Genomic DNA, 20586 nt, shown 5'->3' on the forward strand with positions numbered 1-20586 from the left:
TCCCTATCCTTGGCCTCCAAAAGGTCCGCGATGTTCTGATGAGGGTGCACTATGGCTTTCGCCCGGGGATGGGAGATTTCCAGGTTCATGATGCACATTATTGATTCAGCGGCTAGGGTCTCGTAGATCTTGTTGAGGCGGCTATTCTCGGCTCCTGCAACAAAGGCTTTGTGGAATTCGAGATCCGTGCGAGCGATGGCTTGCCAATCTGACTTGGCGGCTTGCATCGCCAAGTCCCTAATGATCCCGTTGAGAACCTGGCAGGTCTTCTTGAGGTGCTCCTCCGGGCCATCTAGCAGTGATTTCGCGGCTGCCATCTCTATAGCTTCTCGCGCAAAGTAAACCTCTGTGACATCTTGTGGCGTGAGCTCGCGGACGAAGACCCCGCGGTTGCGTTGACTGACTAGGAGCCCTTCTTGGCATAGCCTTTGCAGGGCCTCCCGGAGGGGTCCCCGCGACGTTCTGAGGTTGGCAGCCACCGCCGATTCATTGATCTGCTGCCCCGCGCGGAAGTTTCCCTCAACGATTTGATCCCGCAGATAAGCGGCGATTAGCTGCGCTGTGGGCCTTTCCTCCAGCACGAGTACATCGTCAACGCTCATTGCTCTCCTCTAAGGCCAAAGTAGTAAGTCCAATTATCTCGCGACTGAATGTGAACTGTCAACAATCTGCGAAGGGCGTCTCTCTTTGCGCATTTTCGAGCACCGTTGACCGGAGTTCCTGGGATTTGCCGTCAGGAACGTTCTTGCTGAGGGTGACGCTGTAGAAGCAGCAATTGTGTTGGGTTACGTCAGACTGGGGTGTATTTCAACTTCGGTGTTTTGCCGATCACCGCCAGCAACTCCTCCATGATGACTTCTGCACCAAGTGCCCCATTCCGAACAATGGATGGACATCTCGCGGTTCCTGGCGGCAAACAGCTGCTGACGCTTGGTGGGCTGCCTGTGTGGTACTCAGCGGGCGACACAGAACCCCTAAGTCGAGGGCCGGACACTACAGCTGTTCCGGACTCCAGCCCGACCATGGGATCTACACCTAAGTTGGACCTACAGCGCCGAGCCAGGCTGTGGGGCCATCGACAAGATATTGAGCTCTGGCCGAATTACAAACTTGCGGCGCCGCTGTCGATCGTTCACAGCTATCCAAGGGGACTGTCTCTAGTTCCTCTGTCAAGCGACGAGGATGAGTGTGCTGCGCGGGGGACCCAGGACGTTGTCGTAGGGGCCCACCAGCGTGGTGGGTGCTCTGGCGAATAGGATCGGCTCATTGGGGCCGGTTGGCGGCTTCGGCTGCGTGATCAGGGTAGTTGAGGCTGATACATGAGATGTGGTGGGGCCGGGGGACCGGCGCTCCGAGGCGTTCCCGGGGCGAAAGGTGTTCGTTCATCAGCGCGCTGTCGACTGGGGTTTTGGAGGCGGTCGAGGTCGTTATCGGGGGAGAGGGATTTGTCGAAGTCGTTGATGTCGTTCGAACCATCGAGATACTGGGTTTGGTCGACCCTGACGACCGGACGCTCTGCTCGGGACTCGCCGATGTGCTTGAGGTGCATGTAATCTCCCTTCGGGCATTGCAGGGTCCCTGGTTTGACGCCTATTAGGCTTCCGGGTCCGGGATGCCGGCAGGGGCACGCGGAGCCATGCTCCGTGAGCACAGGACTCCGGCGAGGAGAGCGGCAGCGGAAGCCGCGATAAACCAGCCCGTGCGGTGGAGGCCGTCATCGCTAATGATCGGGCCGGCAGTCAACTGGAGCGCGGCTATAGCGAGATTGGCGCCCATAAACTGGACCGTGCGGTACATGCCGATGGCTGCGCCGACCTCGGCCACGGACGTGACAGAGTTAATAAGATTCTGGTTGCCAATGTTGTTGAAGCCGTTCGGGATGCCTAAAACTGCGGCTACGAGAAGCAGCACCACCAGCGGAGCGGTGGATCGCTCGACCACTGCAAGCAGCACGCCGCCGACGAGCAGCCCGCACGTGCCGATGACTAGGGTGCGACGGACACCGAAAAGCCGATAGGTACGTGAGCCAGCCATTGTGGAGACCATGCCGACGAGGGCCACGGGAAGCATTGTCAGTCCCGCCTCGATGGCAGTCATCCCTCTCACGTACTGCAACCACTGCGGAATACCAAAGTAGATGCTGTAGAACGTCGTATACGTAAGAAGCGTGCGGCACAGCGTCGCGCTGAGCGCATGGTTGCGGGCCAGGGCCCGGACATCGATAAACGGCTCCGGTGCCCGTCGCTCCCGGGCCACAAACAATCCCAGTACCGCGGCCCAGACCGGCAGCATCCACCAGCCGGGATCATGGCCCAGAGACAACAGAAACAGCATCGTAGACGTAACCAGCAGCACGAACAGCGCGATGCCCGGAAGGTCGAGCGTGTACAACAGCTGCCGCCCCGAATTTGGTTCACCGCCGGCAAAGCCAACGTCGGCACGCATGACCGCGACAGCGCTAAGGACGACTAGCGGCAGGTTGACCCATAAGATGGATTCCCACCCGAATGTTCCCACCAGCAACCCGCCCAAGGTGGGGCCGAGTGCCGCGAATGACTGACTACACAGCACCAATGTCATGATCGCGGTACGCGGCTGTAATCGATAGTGGTCCGCGTAGCTGCGGACCATGGTCATTGCGTTAGGCATATGGGCCGAGATCCCCATTCCCAGCACGACGTAGGCACCGACCAGCCATCCGACGTCGGGTGCAAACATCCCGGAGACTGAGCCGACTGCCACAAGCGCGAGGCCAGCCAGATACACCCGGCGTGCCCCGAACAGTGCACCGAGCCTGCCGGCCATCGGGGCCGTAACGGCGGTCGCGATGTACATACCCGAGATCACCCAGGAAATCCCGGAGGACGATCCGAACTGTGCAGCAATGCCCACGATCGCCACCGCAATCATCGACGAGTTCAGCGGCTGGAGAACACTGGCAGTAGCTACGGCACCGCTCACTTGGAACGGAACGGGGCGGTCTTGCGCGTCGGTGACGGTCACGATCGCACCTGGAGGTTTCCAGGGTTTCGATGATGTCGGCGGTGGACCAGATGGGAGCCGTTTCGCTGGAAAGTTGGAGGATGTGGAGCATCTTGGCCAGGCTGCCGGCGCTGTCCGTGGGTGCGGTCATCTCGATCGTGCCAGTCGATGATCATTTTTTCCTTCACCATCTGGGTCTGTGCCCTTCTATCGCGGGACTTTGCCGGAGCGGCGGTGGAACGCAGATAAGCCACGTAAAATAAGTCTCACAATACAGGATATCGTACTGTGCTTCGTGGAATCTGCAGTGCTCATCCGCTGCCGACATCCTGGGCTTTAGCAGATGGAGGCTCACGCCGTGGCTGCGACAAGTTCGCCTCAAGATTGCGGGGCGGCGTCGGATCGCATTCCGCCGAGTTCACGCGAACGGGCACGGGCGGGGCGCTGTTCCAGAAGCCGGCGGGGCCATTTCGCTACCGCGCGTGCTTCGAAACCGCCCCGGGCAATGTCGCCAATAAACGAGCTATTGACCTAGTCCCATATTGCAGGATATTCTTCAAACATATTCCAAGGGATTGTGTGCGCCGTCACTCTCGGACCGCAGGCATTTATTGTCAGCTGTGTCCGGCAGAGTCGGCGTTTTTCCCCGCTCGAGGGCTTCCGCCCGCACCGAGGAGGGGCAGTTCCCCATACCGATGTGTTCGCGCCAATGTGGGCCGAACACCAAGTCAAAAGGTAGTGAAACGCATGTCCGAACAGTGTCGATCGAACCCGTGCGAAACTTGTGCTGCGGGCACAGCAGACCACCCTCGTTTAGTGGGGATTATCCCGGAACGGGCCTTACTCCCCGTCAGTCGTCTGAATCCCACAAGTTGCTCTAATCTGCCGGCCACCATGCAGCGACAGGGTGGTGTGGGCTGATGAGCACACACGTTGCTGCGGGCGTACGGCTCGATAATCTGCCGATCGGCAAGTTTCACCGGCATCTGATGGTGCTGGTCGGCCTTGGCATGTTCTTTGACTCGTTCGACAACACGCTTTCATCCGCGGTTCTCGCATCGATGCTGCCCACCGGCTTCTCGACTCTTGAGCTGAACTCGCTCTTCCTGTCGTTCACGTACGCCGGCCTCGCGATCGGTGCGGCCTTTGCCGGATGGCTCAGCGACCGGTTGGGGCGAGGCTTCGCCTTCCAGTTCAACCTGGCGCTTTTCGGAGTCTTGGCTGTGGCTGCGGCCTTTGCACCCAACATGGAAGTGCTCATCGGTCTGCGATTCCTAATGAGCATCGGGATGGGTGCTGAATACGTGATCTGCTACGGCATGATCACCGAGTTCATCCCGCGCAGCCGTCGCGGCCGGTACCTGGGCGTGCTCGGAATCTTCGCTGGGCTCGGCGTCTCGTTGTCCTCTCTCATCGGCTGGCTGGTCATTCCTATCTGGTCCTGGCGTGCAATGTTCATTCTGGGCGGCGTGGGCGCACTGATCACCTGGTGGCTGCGGCGGGGTATGCCGGAGTCACCGAGGTGGCTGGAGTCGCGCGGACGGCACAAGGACGCCGAAGCCGTCTTCGAGAGGATCGCCAGGGAGTCGGGCCTTTCGAGCCAGGAGGTCAGCTCGGCCGCACCACAGATAGCCAACCTCGAGAACGAAAAGGCGGAGTGGGTGCCGTTCAAGGTGCTGTTTTCGCGACTTGTCATCCGGCGGACATTGGTTGCTTTGCTTCTGACCATCATCAGCCTGTTCGGTTCGTATACCGTCACCGGTTGGATTCCGACGTTCTTCGTGAAGCAGGGGATGACCGTGTCTTCATCGCTGGGGTTCAACGCGGCCATCATGTCCGGCTACGTCCTGGGACCGATCGTAATCCTCTTGCTCGCCGACCGCCTCGGGCGGCGCAACATCATCATGACGTACGGAACGCTCGCGGCAATCGTTGCCGCCATCTACCCGTTCATGAGGGAGCCTGCGCTGATCATCGCCATCGGCTTCATCATGACCTGCATGGTCTCGTCGTTCCTGACCCTGGCTCTGGGAACCGTGCCGGAGTTCTTCCCCACCGCCTTCCGTTTCCGTGGTGGCGGCTTCGCCCAGACAGTCGGTCGCATCTGCGTCATCTCATCCCCCTTCGTCGTCCTGTGGCTGTTCAACAGCCTTGGCATCATCGGGGTGATCCTGACCCTCTCGGGCATGTACATTCTCGTGACCCTTGTCGTCGCCGCTGCCCGTGTGGATACGTCCGCTGAGGCGTTGGCGCAGATCGCCCCGAACGGTGACACCGCTGATGCCCCGACGGCGGACGCAGTCCCGCATAATCCACAGCGATAGTCGGGATCCCGTCCTCGATCCATTGTTATCGGTTCATCCGGCGTGCGGGCCCTGCGGCCCGCACGCTGAACACCGGGCCGACCGGGCATGGGCCGTGTACCGGGCTGGAAAGGTAGCCCGGGGACGTCCCAGCCGGTCCAGAGAAGGCCCGTACTCCTTCAGCTCCGCAAGCGGGAACGACTGCCGGCTCATTTGGCCGGTGCCCGGGCGCTTAGGGGCAGCAATTCCGTTGCCTGGTCACACACGCGGCGCCGTCGGCGCTGTCCATGTTCTGATCATCGAAAGCGTTAAAAATGAAAGCCGTTGTTTTCCTGGGTGAGAATAAGCTCGAAATCCGTGACTACGCCGATCCGGTACCGGGGCCGGATGAAGTAGTGATCCGTATGAAGGCCTCGGGCATGTGCGGGAGCGACCTTCATCACCTGCACGGGCCGGCGCGCTCCGGAGCGGAGTTAGTAATCGAAGGGCACGAACCGTGTGGCGTGGTCGAGCTCGTTGGTGAGGCCGTGCGGCCTACCGAGGCCAAGGTTGGAGACCGGGTCATGGTCCATCATTACGACGGGTGCCGTACCTGCCAGTTTTGCCGTTCCGGATTCACCCAGTACTGTCCGAACGCCCGCACAGTCTTTGGCGGCCTGGACGGCCACGGCGGACACGCGGATTTCATGAAGGTCCCGGCGCATGCACTCATCAAGCTGCCCGATTCACTGTCGTTTAAGACCGGTGCAGCCATCTCGTGTGGTACCGGGACGGCCTTCGGAGCGATCAAGAGGGTTGAACTGTCCGCTGATGAAACCGTCGCCGTCTTCGGTCAGGGGCCCGTTGGGCTCAGTGCCACCATGCTCGCCAAGGCATTCGGGGCTCGGGTCATTGCGGTTGACGTCGAACCCTCCCGGCTGGAAATGGCCAAAAAATTCGGTGCCGACGACGTCATCAGTTCCGCTGAGCAAGACCCCGTGACCGCTATTCGTGAACTGACCCGCAACGGCGCCGGCGCAGACAAGTCCATCGAATGCAGCGCCAACGCCAGCGTCCGCCGCCAGGCCGTCCAGGCGGTCCGGCCGTGGGGAACCGCGTGCATGGTCGGAGTGTTCGGCCCGATCGAACTGGACAGCCAGGAACTCATTCAACTGCGCAAGACCGTCGTAGGCTCACTGACTTTCAGCAAGAACCAGCAGGAGGAATGTGCCCTGTTCGTCGCCGAACGCGGCCTGGACGTCGAGTCCCTGTTCACGAACGAGTTCCGACTTGAAGAGGCCGAGAAGGCCTATGAGTTGTTCGATCAACGCAAGATCGGCAAAGGCGTTTTCATCTTCAACTGACGGAAGTCAACGGTCATTGGAAGGAAAGTCATGACCACAACCCAGCCGGACGTCGCCCCGAACGAGCAAGCCCAAAGCTTCTTGTCCCGCGACGTGCATCATCTCCTCATCGACGGCCAGAGGTTCGCGGCCGCATCCGGAGAAACACTGACCACAACCAACCCGTCAACCGGTGAGGTCCTGGCCCGGTTCGCCGCCGGCGGTGCGTCCGACGTCGACCGGGCCGTCCTGGCCGCACGCAAAGCGTTCAACGGCCCGTGGAGCACCTGGACACCCTACGAGCGCCAGGCCTTGCTCACACGCATCGCCCAAGTCCTTGACGAAAAATTCGAGGAACTGATCCAGATCGAGGCCATGGACATGGGCGCGCCACTGTCGAGGTTGCGTAACACCAAACCCGCCCTGATGAAGATGCTCTCGTTCTTCACCTCGCAAGCGACCAGCATCAGCGGCGAGACGCTGATGAACGGTATCCCCGGCAATGTCACCACGATGACACTGAAGGCCCCGGTCGGGGTCATCGGCGGCATCATCCCGTGGAACGGTCCACTGAACAGCCAGTTCTGGATTATCGGAGCTGTCCTGGCCAGCGGGTGCACCGCCGTGCTGAAGCCGGCTTCCGAGGCATCTCTGTCGGTGCTGCGTGTTGCCGAGATCCTCCTCGAAGCCGGAACACCGGCCGGAGTCATCAATGTTGTCACCGGCTCCGGCAGCTCAGCCGGACACGCCCTGGCAGCCCACCCTGACGTGGACCGCATCGCTTTCACCGGATCGACTGAGACCGGCCGCCGCATCATCGAGGCCTCGACCGTGAACATCAAGAAGCTGCAGCTTGAACTGGGCGGTAAATCGGCGGACATCATTTGCTCGGACGCTGACCTGGATAAGGCTGTGCCAGGGGCGGCGATGGGTGTGTTCGCCAACTCCGGCCAGATCTGCTTCGCGGGCACCCGGGTCCTGGTCCAGCGGCCCATCGTCGAGGAATTCACCAGGCGGCTGTTGGAGTTCATGGAAACCCTCCGGGTCGGGAACAGCCTGGATGACAACGCCACGATGGGGCCGGTCATTTCGGAGAACCAGCTGGACAGTGTGCTCTCCTACATCGATATCGGCCGAAACGAAGGGGCCGAACTTCTCATGGGCGGCCAACGGCTCGGAGGCGACTTTGAAAACGGCTACTTCATGCAGCCAAGCGTCTTCGGGGGCGTGACCAACAAGATGCGGATCGCCCGCGAAGAGATCTTCGGCCCCGTCCTGTCAATCATGCCCTTCGATGACGTGGACGAAGCGATCGCCATCGCCAACGACAGCGAGTACGGCCTCGGAGGAGCAGTCTGGTCCGAAAACCTCTCCACTGCTCTCCGCGTGGTCCACGGCGTTCATACAGGCACAATGTGGGTCAACTGCTACGGCTACATCGATCCACTCGTCGGGTTCAGCGGCACCAAACTCAGCGGCTACGGATCCAAGGGAACTACCGCCCACATGGACAACTACCTCTACACCAAAAGCGTCTACGTGCAACTATGACCTGCGGGGCTCGAGTGCCCGTGGAGCAGGAAGAATGATGCATCACCTCGTTTCCTAGGTATTCCCCGAGCACGTTCCGCAAGCCGGTACACTCTTGCGCCAGCGTGCACTCTGCTTCGTGACACCGTTGCAGGGGCGCCCGCTGAGCGCAACCGAGGCCCAGGGGTGGCCTTTCGAAATGAGGACCGGCATAGTCGGGGTTGGTCGAAGTTCCGCATAGCGGGCCCACCCAGGCTTCCCGTGTGCTGCCGCTGGAACCTCCTGTTCGCAACCGTGACGTTCCGGCACCCCTACGCCAACTGCATTGAAGCGCTACCACCTCCGAACCTAACGAAGTCGAGTCTGGCCGGCAGGTGCCCTTTCCGAGGGCCGGAGACTACGACTGGACATAGGACGGCGGGGGCTGAACCGATGGCGATCCATTCTGTATTGCTTCGCCCGGCTGTGGTTTTAGGATTCCTGACCGGGCTCGGTCTGGCGGGTGTCTGCTTTGCGGAGAATGACCAGGCGGCAGCCATAGTCAGACATTGGGACCAGCGGTGAGATGCCCAACCATGCCCATGTCCTGTTTCCTCTGAGCGTGGCGGGGAACAGCGCCGGCGTGGTGGCCTGGATTGATCGGCAGGTTCAGACGTCAACGGCCACAGGTATCAGCGTTGCTGTGGCTGTCTTCCAAGCCGCTGGGGTTTAGCTGCGGGTGGTCCTGGCCCGCCTTGGCCGGCTTAAGTGGCGGCATTGCCAGCACTGCCGCCACTGCGAGGATGCCTGCTGCCAGTGCCGCATAAAACGCGGCGCCTGAAGCGGCCACGATGGAAGGCGGGTCATCCGCCCCTGACGACGTGTTTGCGTAAACCGAGTTGGCTATGGCGCCGAATACAGCCACGCCGAGGGCACTGCCGATGGACCGAGCGAACATGTTTGCACTGGTCACGACGCCGCGCTCATTCCAGGGGACGCTGGACTGGGCAGCGATGAGGGTGGGGGTGGCCACCAGCCCCAGTCCGAGTCCGACGACGAAGCAGCTGAGGGCGATCAACGCCACGTTTGGAGCAGCCGCGGTGAGGGCCAGCACCAGGAGGCCAGCAACGGTGACGGAAATACCGATCAGTGCCGTTGCCTTGAATCCGATACGCAGGTAGAACCGGCCGGCCTGCGAGGCGCTGATCGGCCACCCGACGGTGAGAGCAGCGAGTGCCAGGCCGGCTATCAGGGGCGACGTGGACAAGGCGCCTTTCAGGTAAGTGGGCACGTAGGAGGTCAGCCCGATCATGACGGCTCCGACGCCAACGGAAACCAGTGCTGTAGTCCTAAGAAGCGGGCGGGACACCACCCACGACGGCAGGACAGGCTCGGCTGCACGCCGCTCCACCAGGAGAAACATGAGCAGGAGCAACAACCCCACGCTGAGGACGCTGATGCTCACGGGTGAAACCCATGGCCACGCCTGACCGCCCTGGAGGAGACCAAGAATCAGCAAGCTCAGTGATACCGCCAGCAGGGCCGCGCCCACGTAGTCCACGCGGTGCTTGATGCGCTCCACATTCTCATGGAGGGTCCGGAGCAGCATCCACCCTGCCAACAGGCACAGGGGAATGTTGACCAAGAAAATACCGCGCCAGATCCCTAGAGAGGAGAAGATACCGCCAAGGGTTGGCCCCACCACTGAGGAGACCGCCCACACGCTGGCCAGGTAGCCCTGGACTTTGGCTCGCTCCTGCAGTGAGTATATGTCGCCGGCGATGGTCATCGACACTGGCAGCACCGCACCGGCGCCGAGTCCTTGCAGGGCCCGGAAAGTGATCAGGGTGGGCATGCTCCACGCAGTGCCACAAAGGACGGAACCCAGCAGGAACAGTCCGATTCCCGCCATAATGATCGGCTTGCGACCTACCATGTCTGACAGCTTGCCGTAGATGGGCACCGAGACTGCCTGGGCAAGCAGATAGGCCGAGAACAGCCAGGGGAACGATGCGAATCCGCCCAAATCACTGACGATGGACGGGACGGCCGTGGCCACGATGGTGGAGTCAATAGCTACGAGCCCCGTGGCCATCATCAGGGCGATGAGAATCGGCCCTCGTTCGGACCGAAATCCTACTGCCTGTTGGGTCACGGACATGTGCTTCCTTTCAGCTGGTAGAGCGCGAGGGCTACTCTCATCGGTGGTGGTGGGGATGTGCACATAGAAGAGTCGCACTGCTACTGCTCTGCGACGTCGTCATCTGGTCTGAACTGGGTTCTTCGACCGGTCCATCTGCACCCGGTATGTCATGAAGAAGAGCGCAGTGGCTGCAGCTCGTCCTCCCCATCACTTTCCCGGATTAGAAGGTGTTGCTGAGCTTGCGGGTGACGTCGGCGAGTGACTGGTCGTCACCCACGTTTCCGGCGAACACGATGTAGGGGATGCCCTTGGCGGGGCCGTCCACCGGTTCCCAGAGGCTGACGATGCCGGGAAGCATGGGGCCGCGGACAATGGCGTGGCGGATCTCGAGGCCGTGCGCGGCGACGTCCGAGGAGGTGATGCCGCCCTTGGCGATGACGAACCGGGGCGGGAAGGTCTTGAGCGTGCGGTTGACCACGGCGACGACGGCGGCGGAGACCGTGCGGGCGATCCGCAGGCTTTCGGCGGGGGAGTCTGTCTTGATTAGCAGGCGGCTGGTGTGGACGATGACGTCGCCTCCGTGGAGGGCTTCGACGACCTTGTCCACGGTCCGGTCCAGGTGGGACGCGGCTTCTGCTTCGCCGGCCAGGAGCTTTTCGACGTCGATCTCGATGATGCGCGCGGCGCTGTGCTGTTCGGTCAGGGCCTTGAGCTGGCGGGTGGTGACTCCCACGTGCGAGCCGACCACGATGAGGCCGCCGGCCTTGGACGGGATGTTGCTTGCGTAGGCTCCGGTGAGCTCGGTCCGGATTTCCTGGCCGATCCGGGCGCGGCAGAATGGAGGGCCTACCCGGTACAGGAGTTTCTTGCCGCGGCGTTCTGCTTCTTCTAGCCCCAGGGACAGAGCGCGGAGATCGTTTTCCGTAACGATGTCGGCCACGATCGGAGTGGAGTCGGCGGCGCCTTCGATGGCGTCGGCGATGGCCTTTTTGGAAATTGCGGGGTCCTGCACTGTGGCGCCGGCCCGGATGATGTTGAGGTCCAGGACGATGACGGAGTCCGCTGCGAAGCGCCCGTGTGACTTTTCCTCCACGTAGTCGGCCATAACGGATGTGGCGAAGCCGAAGGTTGCGTCCTTGGCGAACTCCGTCTCGGAGACCGGGGTCAGTGTCCCGGCGGATTCCCCGGTGCCGCGCGTGTAGTGGACGCCGCCGACGGTGACGCGGCCGGCGTCGGGAAATGCCGGGACCAGGACCACGCCGTCGGTGCCCTCGCCACTGACCTTCGCGACGGTGGCGGCGATGACGTCGGGTTCCAAGGGGTAGTGGCCGCGGAGGGTGGAGTCGCTGCGGCTGACAAACCCCAGCCGGAGCGTGCCCGGGGAGCCGGCAGCGGCGAGGGCGTTGCGGACCACTTCCTCATTGCGAACGGCAGCTTCGGCGGGGTCCAGGCTGCGGGTGTTGGTCAGGACATAGACGGCCGGCTTGGACTGGCCAAAAGCCCAAACGAAGTCCTCGACGTCCCACCGGGTGAGGACGGGGAGATCGGCCACCGACTGTGTACCGGTTGGGTCGTCGTCGAGCACCACCAGCACGCGGGGGCTTGTTTCCGAGGAGGCTTTAACAGCGTCGGCCACGGCCTCGGCCGAAATGGGCAGTTCAGCCGGAAAGGCGGCTAGTACATCTGCTTCGAGGATCACTTGCACTCCATTGTGTGAAGGTGTTGATTGCATATTTGCAGGATGCTTCTGCATTCCGGAAGAACATGGCCTTCAGCAAAAGCTGCCATAGGTCAGAGCCTTCGATCGAATTCGGTTAGGTACAGGCTTCTGGACGCCAACGGGCGCCACGGGTGGTGTTCGTATTGCCCGTTCGTAGGCGGTGTTGGGTCTAGAAAGTGTGCAGCACCACGCGGAGCAATTCAGTCGGTTCGATGGCTACTGAAGTCACGACCGCGAGATCGCAAGGAATCCCGGGTTGAGGTCTCCGCCAAGGTGTAGATCCGTGGTGAGGTAGATCAGTTGGGTGGCGCGTTGAGCAAGTAAGGTGAGAGGGAAATTGCGTTCAGCATCTCTTCACCCTAGAGGCCGTATTCCCCGGCGTTGTGGATGCATAGAACCATGAGTACTTGAAGGCAGCCTAAGACCCCGCGGTAATGGATCCCAGGCAGTGGTTTGCCGGCGACACCTACCTTGACGCCTACTATTCCGGCCAGCACCGTTGGCTTGACCGGCTGCACCTGGAGGACTTTCCTCCAGGTGCACACACTGCTGGCACATCGCGCCGATACAACAGGACCACCACTGCGGCGAAAGTCGTCAGGGTCTTCCGGCCTTTATCTTTGACGAAGGCCAAGGCAGTCTTCTGCTTCGTCCACTCCCCGCTAGCGTGGGGCCACGTTCCCTAACTTCCAGCAGTCACGGCGTCCTTTTGGAGGGTCGCCATGTATTCAAGCACGATTTCGTCGAAAGAGTTCTCTGGTTCCAGACCGAGGCTTCGCGCGCGCCGCGTCTCGAACGCAGATGGCCAACTTCCGACGATTGCCATAATTGCCGGATCCTCGTCCCAGCGAACGAGGGCACCGGCTTCCGGGCCCGCGAGCCGCGTGAGGGCATCCACCATGGCGCGCGGTGTCGTTGTAAGGGAGGGAAGGTTCATTGCTGTTGTGCTGCCCCACTCCTTGGACGGTTTTGCCGCAGCTGTCAGTATGCCTTCGAGTGTTTTGCGGGGCGAGGACACTGCGATGGGAAGGTCGGGAGGCACGGGGCATGTCGAGCTCTCACCATTGAGCGGTTCACGGATCATGCCCGAGATGAAGCTTGACGCTGCCGCGTTGGGTTTCCCGGGGCGGACGGCTACGGTCATGAGTCGCACACTCCGGCCGCGGACGAATCCCTTCCGGGTATAGTCGGCGACAAGCTGCTCGCCGATGAACTTCTGAACGCCATAGCTGGACTGAGGACGCGGCAGCGTGTCATCATCAACGACGCCGATCGGGCCGAGGTGAGGGTCGGCCCCGTACACAGCGAGTGAGCTTGTGAACACCACCACCGGCGGGTTGGCCATCGCGCGCCCGGCTTCCAAAAGGTTGCGGAGCGCGTCGAGGTTCGTTGACATTCCCAGGTCGAAATCACTCTCTGCGGCGCTGCTGACTACACCGGCGAGGTGAAAGATGACATCTGCTTCGCCTAGCGCGGCGGCCGCTGCATCAAGATCTCCCGTAAAGACCTCCGCCCGCGGGTCTTTTACGATGTCGGCCATCGGTGGAAACAGGTCAACGAGGACCAGCGAGTCAAGGGTGTGCATTTCCCCGTCGATGTCCACCGACTCGGCTGCGAGGAGTTCTTTGGCGAGGGCAGTACCGAGAAAGCCTGCGGCCCCAGTTATAACGATGCGAGCGTTTGTGGTGGTCATGTCTTCCTTTGGTGACGATGGCGAGTCAATTGAACATGTCGGTGGGGATCTCAAGTCCGCCGATGTTTTCGCACGATGCGATGGGCACTCAGCTGCTGTGTAGTTCCAACCTTTGCGGTAAGGTCTCGCGGCGTTCCCCGCCGCTTATCACTTGGCTTGGCTGTCCTCGTACAGTTCCGCTGCGCGGGCACGTTGGGTTGCGAGTTCAATCATGAGGTCAAGGTTTGGTGTAGGTACCTGTGCCAGTTCGGCGAGGTCGAGGGGCACGCGGAACATCGCGTCGATCTCCATGGGCCGGTTGGCCAGGAGGTCTTGGGCGATACTTTGCAGGTGACCGGACGTTGACAACTTCTGGAGCCCTTCCTGAGGGTCTCCAGGTTCGCACCCCAAGGCACGGGCGATGGCTGCGCCTTCGTCGGCCATGGCTTTGGCTGTTCCAGCTATGGCAGGCTTATCAAGCACGTTTTTCATGGGCGACGCTGTGAGGACGGCGAGGGAGCCGCCGATGAGATTCATCAGCAGCTTCGTCCAGATGGCGTCGCGGATACGCGAGGTCACCGTAACTTCGAGACCACTGGGGTTGAGGAGCGAGGCCAATTTCTCGAGCCTCGGTTCCTGCCGACCGTCGGGACGGCCGACCAGCAGCCTGTTTCGGGGGTTGCCTGCGCGGATAACGCCAGGGGCGATCACACTACAGGCAGTGTAGGCGACTGCACCCACGGCGCGTTCCGGGCCGATGTGCTCCCATAGGCTGTTTTCTGGGTCGATGCGTCGCAGCTGCGTGCCGTCAAGATTGCCCCCGTGGGCATGGAAATACCACCAGGGGATACCGTTCATAACGAAGAGAACCAGGCTGTCCTCGTGCAGAAGACCGGCAACGTCCTTGGCGATGACGGGAAGGGCCGGGGCTTTAACGGTAACGATGACGATGTCCTGGGGTTCCAGATCGCCGGGCTGGTCCGTCGCGAAGGGGTGTGAGACCAGCGTCCCTTCGTGGGTTTCCACCCGCAGTCCGTTCTGGCGGATGGCGGTGAGATGGTCACCACGGGCGATAAGCGAGACTTCGGCATCGCTGCCGGCGAGCCTGCCGGCTATATGGCCGCCTACGGCTCCTGCGCCATAAATGCAGATTTTCATGGGTAATCCTTGTCGTCGTGTAGCCGGATTGGTTAGTCGAATTGCTTTCGCTTCTGTGCGGCGGCGCCGCTCAGCATTGAGATGTCATTGCCCGTGGAAACGAAGCCGGCCCCCAGGTCCTGGTATTTGCGGATCAGGTCCGGGCGTCCGCCGAGCCCGCCGATGCCTACAAACTTCCCGTTTTTGCGGCAGGAGTCGATCACGTGGAGGAACGCGTCATGCACCTGGGGGTGGTCCATTTCGCCTGCTATTCCCAGTTCCACGCTCAGGTCACTGGCGCCTACGAGGAGCATGTCGATGCCCTCCACTGCGGCAATGGCCTCTGCCGCCTCCAAACCGGCCCGTGATTCGATCATGGCAACTGCCATGGAGGCTTGGTCGAGCTCCCTTACGACTTGATCTGCTGGAAGCGTCTGGTAGTGCAGCTGCGGTGCCGCGCCGGCCAAAGAGCGTTCCCCCCACGGGGCATGCTTTATGGCGCGGACCAGGGCGCGCGCCTCATCCGCGGACTGTACGCCGGGAACGATGATTCCCATGGCTCCGGAATCCATGACCCTGGCTATTAGGGATGCATCCAGTCCTGGGACGCGGACCAAGGGGGTTACCCCTAGGGAATTGCAGGCCATGCAGATTTGGCCGGCAGCCTCAAGGGAAAAACTGCTGTGCTCCATGTCAACGTAAATGGAGTCGAAGCCAGCCGTGCGGGCGATGGATGCGATGTCCACCGTCCGCACCAGCCGAACTGTCATTGAGTAGACAGGTTCCCCCCGTGACAGTTTTTCCTTGACCGGATTACGGAGCAGGGGTGTGGTTTCGGTAGTCATGATGTAGCAGCTCCTGAAGGAATTGGATGTTCTAGCCGAACAGCTTCGGCAGTGCTTGCGCTTCGTCCCCGAACCCGTAGATGGACTTGATTTCGAGATATTCTTCGAGTCCAAACCTGCCCATTGATCTTCCAATCCCGGACTGTTTGTATCCCCCCATGGGCGTGTAGGAATCAGTTGGCGCGCCGTTGTAGCTGACTCGTCCGGCACGGAGACCGTTCACGATGCGGTGAGGGTTGGTCCTTTCGCCACCGAAGACATAGCCACCGAGCCCATAAGGTGAATCGTTGGCGATGCGCAAGGCGTCGTCCTCGTCACGGTAGGGAATCACAGCCAGCACCGGCCCGAAAATCTCCTCCCGGGCGATTGTCATCTCGGGTGTGACATTAGTGAACACTGTGGGCTGAACGAAGTACCCTACATCCAAGCCGTCAGGTACCTCGAGGCCGCCGGTTGCGAGGACGGCGCCTTCGTCGATCCCGCTCTTGATGAGGTCCCTTATGGATTTGTACTGGTCCGCGCTAACGACCGGCCCCATCGTTGTGGAGCTCTCCAATGGGTCGCCCAGTCGAAAAGTGCGGGCCTCATCGACGAGAAACGGGACAACTTTATCGATTTTGCTCTCGTGGACCAGCATTCGCGCAGGAGCATGGCATGACTGCCCGGCATTGAAGAAGCAGCGCTGGATGGTCCAGCGAGCAGCCTTTTCGAGGTCTGCATCAGGCAGTACTACGTTGGCTGATTTGCCCCCCAGTTCCAGCGAGACGCGCTTCACGGTGTCTGCCGCGGCGGCCCCTACCTGCCTGCCAGCGGCGGTGGACCCGGTAAACGAGACCATGTCCACGAGGGGGTGGCGGGACATTGTGTCGCCTACTTCGCGCCCGGTTCCGTTCACAAGGTTGAACACTCCAGCCGGCACGCCGGCTTCATGCAGTACCTGGGCAAACAGTGTGCCGCTGGCGGCGGCGTTCATGCTGGGTTTGGCGATGACGGTACAGCCGGCAGCCAGGGCGTAGATCACCTTGATGACGCCGGTTTGGACAGGCCAGTTCCAAGGTGAAATGAGAGCGCACACTCCGATCGGCTCCCGACGCACAATAGCGTCGCCGATGCTGGTCTCAAACTGGTAGTCGCGCAGGACCTCCCGGGCCACCTTCATGTGGTCGGCCGGGCCGTTGACCTGGGCACGGTTGCCTACCGGGATACCGACTTCGCGTGCAATCAGCTGTGAGAACTCATCGGCGTGGGATTCGTAGACATCGATGATCCGGCCAATCAGTGCCATGCGTTCCGCCACTGATGTTGTGGAAAAGCTTTCGAAAGCTCTTCGCGCGGCGGCCGCCGCCAGGTCCACGTCGGCGGCAGTGCCTATTGCGACCTGGGCGAAGGGTGCTTCTCGGGTGGGATCGATCAGTTCCACATGGCGCGGTTCGGTGGGCTCAACCCATTGACCGTCGATGTATAGATGCGGGTACTGCAACATGTCTAACTCCTCCTCTGGCTGTCGAATGTTGGGTGGTCAGCTGCTGTGGGTGTAGCCGCCGTCGCAAGCGATGGTCTGGCCGGTAATGAACGCCGACGCCGGAGTGGTGAGGAAGAACATGACGCCCACCAAGTCCGTGGGCACCATTCCTCTCGGAATGCACTGCTGCGATGCGGCCCGTTCGCGGACTTCGATTGTGGGATTGACGGTGCGCTCTACTTCCGTGGCGATCATGCCCGGCCGCACACAGTTGACAGTGATCCCATAGCTGCCGAGCTCGCGAGCCAACGCGTTCGTCATGCCGATCAGTGCGGACTTTGATGTGACGTAGTGGAGGTAGTTGGGCACGCCGCGGGTCACCGAATCAGACGAAATGTTAATGATGCGCCCGAAGCCCGCTTTACGCATATGGTCAGCCACCGCACGTACGCACAGGTAGCTGCCTGTCACATTGACCTTGAGAACCTTTTCCCACTGTGAGAGCGGGATTTCATCGAATGGGCCCTTTTCGATAGCCGCAAAGATCGAGGCGTTGTTGATCAGTACGTCGATTCGGCCCCAGATGGTGATCACCGAATCCACCATCGCCTGGACGGAAGCCTCATCTGCCACGTCCACCTGAACGGCGAGACCTTTCCCGCCTGCGCTACTGATCTCGTGTGCCACTGATTCAGCTTTGTCGAGGTTCAGATCGGCAACAACGGCCAAGGCTCCAGCAGCCGCAAATTGGCGTGCCAGCTCTCTGCCGATGCCTTGGGCGGCACCCGTGATCAACACGACCCTCCCTTCAACGCTAAAGTCCCGGGCAGCTGCCGGCACACCGGAGTCGAAAGGCGTATGGGTAAGGGGGGCTGTCGTCGTCATAGTCGATCCTCGAGGCGTCGCGTGTGGGCGTGGAATGGGTCGGAGCAGTGAAAGGGGCTGGCATAGGAGCGCCGGCTGAGCAGTCACTGACTCCGTGGCGGCGCAATCCATGCACCCATCTGCGGGTGTATGTCGACCGCCCGGAAAGGTGGGCAACTTGGGCGTAATCACCCTGTGGAATAGACAATATCCGAATATACGGGATTACGTCAATAGAAAATCGATGGTGTGATTCTCATCGGGACGTAAAGCAGGATGTGGATGCCCTTAGGTAGGACCTACCGCTTGTTGAGAAAGCAGGAAATGGCCACGAAAGCGTAATCGCGGGTGCTGCCCAGCGGATTGGAACGTACCCGAGGGAAAGCCGGATCTGGAGCACTCGCGCACCAATTGCGGTGGAAAGGACCCTAAATGAATACCCAAGAACGACGTTCGGCTACGGAACACCCTCGAAGCATTGGCAAATGGTGGCTGTAGCGCGAAAACCATGCCGTTGACGGGCAGGTGCCTGCAGCCGGCACTCCATTGAGAGTACTCAGCGTCTTACGAGGATCTCGCGTTTTGAAGGAGGCGTTCGGATATTGTCGCGGCCGCCGCCTTGACGGCCAGCACCGCCTGCTCCACGTCGACGTCCCGTCGCGCTTGCTCATCCCAGGCGAAGCCGACGCTGCTCATGGCAGTTTTCTGATCGGTGAGAATAGGTGCAGCAACACTGTAGACGCCGGGGTTAAATTCGCCCATTGTCAAGAGATAGCCGTTCTTCTTGATTCCACCGAGCGTTTTGCGGAACTCGCTCCAGTTACCACCGAGCCCCGCATTCTGAATTTCTTCACTGTAACGCGGATAGATTGCCTTCAGGCGGTGGTGCGGAAGGTAGGCGAGAATGACCTTGGACACTGACCCCTTAAACAGTGGGCGTCGCTGCCCGCGGCTGAAACGGTTTACCGGGCTGTCGGACGCCCGACTTTCCGCTACGCAAAGTACTGAATCCCGAAAGGCGGTGCACAACGTCGCTGAGTGGCCAATCGTGTCGACCAAGTCCTCGAGGACGCCGCGGGAGGCAAGCAGTAGCGGATCCGTCTCCCGGATCTGAAGGTCCATCTCGATAATCCGTGGGCCCAGACTGTAGTACCCGTTACTTACAGTCGTGAGAAGCCCCGCATCGTGCAGGGTCTTGATATAGCGGTACCCAGTGGACCGCGATGTCTCCAGCGCCTCGATAAGATCGGCCGTCGACCAGATGGGGTGCTTTTCAGTGAAAAGGTCAAGGATGTTCAGCATTCTTGCAAGGCTGCCTGCGCTGTCGGAAGCTACTGCCGTCCCGCCGACGGCAACCTCGGAATTAAGTTCACTCATCAGTGAATCCCTTGCCTCCTCTGTCTGTGGTGCGCCCTATCCGGTCCCGCCGCTGCGGCCAGAAAACCGATCTAAGGGTTAAACTCTCACCATACAGGATATCGGTTATGCATCTTTGTCACCACGTGTTGTTCTGCGCTCTCACCACGACAGCAGAACAAGACCCCGCTTTTCGCTCCCGCCGGCAGATTATCGACGCTCGATACGCTGAACGCCGTTTCTGGACTTGGAATCTCTATGAGTCCGGAGAAGTACGGCGTCAGCGGTTGTAGGCGGGCATCGGGCCGCGGAGCGAGGTGCCCACGGCGTCGCAGGCTTCGACGACGTCGGTCGGCAGTGGCCCGGCGGCCACGGCGACGATATTGGCGCGAAGCTGCTCCACCTTGGACCCGCCGAGCAACATCGACCCGACGCCGTCGCGGTAGGCGAGCCAGCGCAGGGAAAGCTCGGCCAGGGAGACTCCGGCGTGCGAGGCGATGTGCGACAGCTCGCCGATCGCGTCGAACAGCTGTTTGTCCCAGTACCGCTGTGTGTAGATTTCAGCCATTTTCGAGTCACCGAAGCGGCCCTCGGCGGGTTTGACGTCGAAGCTGTGCTTGCCGGTTAGCAGTCCGCCGCCCAGCGGGTTGTAGACCATGGTGTGGATGTTGTGGGTGGCGGCGAACTCGAAGTATTCCTCTTCCAGCCGGCGGCCCACCAAGTTGTAGAGCTGCTGGGCGACGACGGGCCGCGGCGCGCCCACTTCGTCCGCCGTATAGATGACGTCCGCGATCTGCCAGGCGGCGAAGTTTGACACGCCCAGGGCGCCGATCTTTCCCTCAGCAACGAGCTCGGCCACAGTGGACAGCGTCTCGGAAAGCGGTGTGGCCCGGTCCGGCTGATGCAGGTAGAACAGGTCGATGCTGTCTACGGCCAGCCGTCGCAGGCTGCCTTCCACGCTGGCCCGCAGGCCAGCCGAGGAGAGCGGCGCATTCGAGCCGTGGTCCGCGTGCTGGATGCCGGCTTTGGAAGCCAGAATGACGCCGTCACGCTTTCCCTTCAGGAGGCGGGACAACATCTCCTCGGTGACACCCCCGACGTAGGCGTTGGCGGTATCGATGGTGGTGATGCCGGCGTCGAGTGCTTCCTCCACCATCCGGCCGGCGGTGGCCTCGTCGGCGGTGTCGCCGAACATCATGGTCCCCAGGACCAGCCGCGAGATGGGGAATTTCAGGCCCTCCACCCCGGCTCCTTCGGACTGCATGCTCATT

The 20586-nt window shown here is 61.1% G+C and carries 16 protein-coding genes; 5 read left to right on the plus strand and 11 right to left on the minus strand.

The window, feature by feature from the left end; all coding sequences use genetic code 11:
- Window positions 1-602: GntR family transcriptional regulator (locus AB4Y87_RS14035; protein ID WP_442004940.1), on the minus strand; the 602-nt coding region annotated here is incomplete at its 3' end.
- Between the two features lie 806 nt (window positions 603-1408).
- On the opposite strand from AB4Y87_RS14035, the gene AB4Y87_RS14040 reads away from it, so the two are divergent.
- Complete coding sequence (locus AB4Y87_RS14040; protein WP_442004941.1) at window positions 1409-1597, plus strand: hypothetical protein; 189 nt, start codon at window positions 1409-1411, stop codon at window positions 1595-1597.
- On the opposite strand, the gene AB4Y87_RS14045 is transcribed toward AB4Y87_RS14040, so the two are convergent.
- Window positions 1594-3003: an MFS transporter gene (locus AB4Y87_RS14045; protein ID WP_442004942.1), complete on the minus strand. Its 1410-nt coding sequence runs from the start codon at window positions 3001-3003 to the stop codon at window positions 1594-1596. The two genes, AB4Y87_RS14040 and AB4Y87_RS14045, sit on opposite strands and share 4 nt — an antisense overlap.
- Before the next feature lie 899 nt (window positions 3004-3902).
- Between AB4Y87_RS14045 and AB4Y87_RS14050 the strand changes: the two genes are divergently transcribed.
- The 3 genes from AB4Y87_RS14050 (at window position 3903) to AB4Y87_RS14060 (ending at window position 8158) form a co-directional block, all read left to right on the plus strand.
- Window positions 3903-5306 carry an MFS transporter gene (locus AB4Y87_RS14050; RefSeq protein WP_442004943.1) on the plus strand — a complete coding sequence of 468 codons (1404 nt, stop codon included), beginning with the start codon at window positions 3903-3905 and terminating at the stop codon, window positions 5304-5306.
- 293 nt (window positions 5307-5599) lie between these two features.
- Window positions 5600-6628 (plus strand): zinc-dependent alcohol dehydrogenase family protein, encoded by a 1029-nt coding sequence (locus tag AB4Y87_RS14055; protein ID WP_442004944.1) that lies wholly within the window; start codon window positions 5600-5602, stop codon window positions 6626-6628.
- Between the two features lie 30 nt (window positions 6629-6658).
- Complete coding sequence (locus AB4Y87_RS14060) at window positions 6659-8158, plus strand: aldehyde dehydrogenase family protein (RefSeq protein WP_442004945.1); 1500 nt, start codon at window positions 6659-6661, stop codon at window positions 8156-8158.
- Window positions 8159-8792: 634 nt separating this feature from the next.
- Here AB4Y87_RS14060 and AB4Y87_RS14065 read toward each other — a convergent pair.
- Together AB4Y87_RS14065 and AB4Y87_RS14070 are read right to left on the minus strand one after the other, a co-directional pair.
- Entirely contained in the window at window positions 8793-10277 is a 1485-nt protein-coding gene (locus AB4Y87_RS14065; RefSeq protein WP_442004946.1) for an MFS transporter, read from the minus strand.
- Between the two features lie 202 nt (window positions 10278-10479).
- Entirely contained in the window at window positions 10480-11958 is a 1479-nt protein-coding gene (locus AB4Y87_RS14070; protein ID WP_442004947.1) for a four-carbon acid sugar kinase family protein, read from the minus strand.
- A gap of 455 nt (window positions 11959-12413) precedes the next feature.
- On the opposite strand from AB4Y87_RS14070, the gene AB4Y87_RS14075 reads away from it, so the two are divergent.
- Window positions 12414-12665, plus strand: a complete 252-nt coding sequence (locus AB4Y87_RS14075) for a hypothetical protein (protein ID WP_442004948.1) — start codon at window positions 12414-12416, stop codon at window positions 12663-12665.
- On the opposite strand, the gene denD is transcribed toward AB4Y87_RS14075, so the two are convergent.
- The 7 genes from denD to AB4Y87_RS14110 all read right to left on the minus strand — a co-directional run bounded on the left by denD (window position 12662) and on the right by AB4Y87_RS14110 (window position 20585).
- Window positions 12662-13672 (minus strand): D-erythronate dehydrogenase, encoded by a 1011-nt coding sequence (denD, locus tag AB4Y87_RS14080; protein WP_442004949.1) that lies wholly within the window; start codon window positions 13670-13672, stop codon window positions 12662-12664. The two genes, AB4Y87_RS14075 and denD, sit on opposite strands and share 4 nt — an antisense overlap.
- Window positions 13673-13819: 147 nt before the next feature.
- Window positions 13820-14809 carry a ketopantoate reductase family protein gene (locus AB4Y87_RS14085; RefSeq protein ID WP_442004950.1) on the minus strand — a complete coding sequence of 330 codons (990 nt, stop codon included), beginning with the start codon at window positions 14807-14809 and terminating at the stop codon, window positions 13820-13822.
- A gap of 32 nt (window positions 14810-14841) precedes the next feature.
- Window positions 14842-15633, minus strand: coding sequence for an HpcH/HpaI aldolase family protein (locus AB4Y87_RS14090; protein WP_442004951.1), 792 nt, complete (start codon window positions 15631-15633; stop codon window positions 14842-14844).
- A gap of 31 nt (window positions 15634-15664) precedes the next feature.
- Complete coding sequence (locus AB4Y87_RS14095; RefSeq protein ID WP_442004952.1) at window positions 15665-17116, minus strand: aldehyde dehydrogenase family protein; 1452 nt, start codon at window positions 17114-17116, stop codon at window positions 15665-15667.
- Window positions 17117-17152: 36 nt separating this feature from the next.
- On the minus strand, window positions 17153-17980 hold the full coding sequence (locus AB4Y87_RS14100; protein WP_442004953.1) for an SDR family NAD(P)-dependent oxidoreductase: 828 nt from the start codon (window positions 17978-17980) through the stop codon (window positions 17153-17155).
- 543 nt (window positions 17981-18523) lie between these two features.
- Window positions 18524-19336 carry an IclR family transcriptional regulator gene (locus AB4Y87_RS14105; protein WP_442004954.1) on the minus strand — a complete coding sequence of 271 codons (813 nt, stop codon included), beginning with the start codon at window positions 19334-19336 and terminating at the stop codon, window positions 18524-18526.
- Window positions 19337-19595: 259 nt separating this feature from the next.
- On the minus strand, window positions 19596-20585 hold the full coding sequence (locus AB4Y87_RS14110) for an aldo/keto reductase (protein WP_442004955.1): 990 nt from the start codon (window positions 20583-20585) through the stop codon (window positions 19596-19598).
- Between the last annotated feature and the right edge of the window lies 1 nt (window position 20586).

It is taken from the genome of Paenarthrobacter sp. RAF54_2 (assembly GCF_052113945.1).
Lineage (GTDB): Bacteria > Actinomycetota > Actinomycetes > Actinomycetales > Micrococcaceae > Arthrobacter.